The sequence below is a fragment of the Vibrio sp. genome (assembly GCF_038138445.1).
Taxonomy (GTDB): domain Bacteria; phylum Pseudomonadota; class Gammaproteobacteria; order Enterobacterales; family Vibrionaceae; genus Vibrio.
Map to the genome: position 1 here is coordinate 1 of NZ_JAYQDQ010000172.1, position 2,720 is coordinate 2,720.

The 2,720-nt window shown below is 37.8% G+C and carries 5 protein-coding genes; 1 reads left to right on the forward strand and 4 read right to left on the reverse strand.

Annotation, left to right across the window (positions count from 1 at the left end; translation table 11 throughout):
• Window positions 1–458: 458 nt before the first annotated feature.
• From AAFM34_RS20725 to AAFM34_RS20740, 4 genes are all read right to left on the reverse strand, one after another.
• Window positions 459–641 carry a hypothetical protein gene (locus AAFM34_RS20725; protein WP_341666142.1) on the reverse strand — a complete coding sequence of 61 codons (183 nt, stop codon included), beginning with the start codon at window positions 639–641 and terminating at the stop codon, window positions 459–461.
• 33 nt (window positions 642–674) lie between these two features.
• Window positions 675–881 (reverse strand): hypothetical protein, encoded by a 207-nt coding sequence (locus tag AAFM34_RS20730; RefSeq protein ID WP_341666144.1) that lies wholly within the window; start codon window positions 879–881, stop codon window positions 675–677.
• Between the two features lie 451 nt (window positions 882–1,332).
• Window positions 1,333–1,554, reverse strand: a complete 222-nt coding sequence (locus AAFM34_RS20735; protein ID WP_341666146.1) for a hypothetical protein — start codon at window positions 1,552–1,554, stop codon at window positions 1,333–1,335.
• Window positions 1,555–1,566: 12 nt separating this feature from the next.
• On the reverse strand, window positions 1,567–2,115 hold the full coding sequence (locus AAFM34_RS20740; protein ID WP_341666147.1) for a hypothetical protein: 549 nt from the start codon (window positions 2,113–2,115) through the stop codon (window positions 1,567–1,569).
• Window positions 2,116–2,228: 113 nt separating this feature from the next.
• On the opposite strand from AAFM34_RS20740, the gene AAFM34_RS20745 reads away from it, so the two are divergent.
• Complete coding sequence (locus AAFM34_RS20745; protein ID WP_341666149.1) at window positions 2,229–2,435, forward strand: hypothetical protein; 207 nt, start codon at window positions 2,229–2,231, stop codon at window positions 2,433–2,435.
• Window positions 2,436–2,720 lie beyond the last annotated feature (285 nt).

The following is a 2,720-nucleotide window of genomic DNA, read 5'->3' on the forward strand; positions in this document are numbered from 1 at the left end:
TTATTCGGTCTGATGGTTCACCAATCTGTCGCAAACTATAAAAAGTTTCTGTAAGGCTTTTAAACAGGAGTTTGGAAAAAGTGCATTAAGTGTTGCGTCGCGTATAAAGAAAGGTAAGGCGGCCGACGTCGCCAATATTTATGACAAACACTTTCTACCTGTAGTGGACCGCAAAAAACCAAAAATGGTTGCCACTTATCATTTATCCGTTTTTCTACAAAACAGAGGCCAAGCAAAAGCCATAAAAGCCCCCAGTAACACACCTAAAAAGGTACTCTGATATGGTTGGGAGGTCGCTTTATATTTCACTAAAATTCCTTGCCCTGCAACGTACCAAGCATACACTAATACGTGTATCGGTTCGGGGAATAGTTGCAAGCAAATATAGAGCACAAATCCACTAGTTAGGACATATATGCTAACTGGCCATAAATCCTTTTTTGGTATACCCAGAATATTCAAAGAAGTCCCTCTTCGATTATTGTGATTAGCTCACTTCGAAATTGAGGTTCGACTTGTATAAGTTTACCTTGCTCCCTGAAAGCCAAATTCATGTATTGGCGATCAAAGTATTGCTCAACAACTGGACTCCAGAACGATGCATCTTCTGGCGCTTCTGCTTTGATTTGCTCAATATCCATAGATTTTTTATCCTCGAGTATTTTTTGTGAGCTTTACTTACTAGATGTATTTAAAAAACGATCTATTGCTACTTTGGCATCAATCATAAAGCAAATTGATAGGCAAAGGCCAAGCACTCCACATAAAATTGTGTTGTACCAAGCGGTGGCTTGGATATCTAAGTAAAACCACATACCAAGGACGGTTACGGTAATATAGCCTAACAACCTAATTGACACACTTTGTAATAGCTTAATCATGAATATTATTTCTCTATGATTCGATTTTCGAAAAAACTGACAACACTCTAGGTGATAAGCATTTGCCTTTTTGTGGTAAAATCCTTTCAGTAGCATTTCGCTACTAACATAACTTTCTCTCTACACCTAACAAGATAGGCTTTCAGTCTCTTTCCAAAAAACGTCTATACGGTCAATTATTTCAATAAAAAGATTGTGCTTAACAAGCAAACTAGCAATAAGAATGGGTAAAAAACCCATGCACAGACCTACACCTATAAGTAACCCTACAATATTACGTTTCATCCTTATTCCCTCATAATCTAAAAAGGTAAGTACTTATCTTCCCACTCTCTGATTACAGACTCACAATAAGAGAGGACTTGCAGTTCCTCGGCGTTTAAATTGTGGAACCTTTTATCTAACTGGTCTCTAACGCGACAACATTCAAAATACTGATCATCACTAGGCATCAATTTACCCCCTGCTTTAATGATTTTTGTTCAGTTATACCACCTGACATAAATCCAAGCGAATAACAACAACCCCAACCACTACAAAACGCAATAATCAGACCTGCTATTCTTGCGGCAATAGTTGCATCTAGAACAATCATAGTCAGCGCAATTCCAAAGCCAAACAAAAATAAAATAAGGGACAATAAACATTTCATCTTCTGGTGTGATTGAAGCATCCACCTTTATCCTTATGCGGCTTTTTGGTGGTTAGTTATACTCAGGCCGGATTTAACCGCTTCTATAATCTTGCACAAATAACGATAATCACTAGTTAATCGCTCAGGAACATCAAAGCCATCAAAGTCAAGTTCTTCAAATTCACGTTCTGAGATTAGGCAAGGGTTTCTGATTGGTTCATATGGGTTCTCCGTAACGTATTCAGACCAATCCTCTATATCAAAAAGTTCACGCGCCAAATCTTTACTAATACAGTGATCACGGCGAAGTTCACAAACCTTTTGTCGCATCTCCTTTCTAAACTCATCAAAATCTGGTTCGTACTTTTCCAATCTGTTATCAAGGTTATTCACCAGATAACAGACGTTACAATCAACAAAGAACTGAGAAATGGTTCTAGATCCCATACCACCCCAATAGCTTGACCAAGACTTGCCTAAACACTCAATTGTAATTTTGCCTTTCCTTGGTTCAATATCTTCCAAATAAACAGTGATTGGGTCTAAGTTATCTAGATCCTTTAGATATAACTTGGTTGTTTTTGACTGCTCTACTTTCATGCCTTTTCCATTCACCCTAATAAACTTCCATACATATTAAAACCATTTTATGTCATGATAAATATTATACATATAGATGCATAAAAAGCAAACGCCTTGACTTAAAATACGTCATGACACAAAATAATCATATGACTACAGAAAAACGACAACGAGGACGCCCTAAGCAGGACGTTACTCTTGATAAAAAACAAGAAATACGATGCACAGAAGATGATAAAGAACTGTGGAAACATGCAGCTAAAGATCATGACTCTGTAAGCGAATGGGCTAGAGAAGTCCTTACGCGAAGTGCCAAGAGGAAGGTTAAGGACAGTTAATGACTTTTGAAGGTAACTTCTACGACTGAGCCTGTCTACAAAGTACTTCACATGACATCGAAGGTTGATGGTAATTCAGTAAAACTGCATGTTAGTTACGCCAATTACTGCCTTACATGACAAATAAAGGGGAGTCCCACCCATCTAACAATCACAATTTCATCTCATCTAATAATTGCGGCACTCATGGACAGAAGTAGAAAAGGTCTCCTTCTCCTGTCCATTAATTCCTAAGCCATACCATATATTTATCCTCTTGTCACGAAACAGAAGCGCTTAAATTCA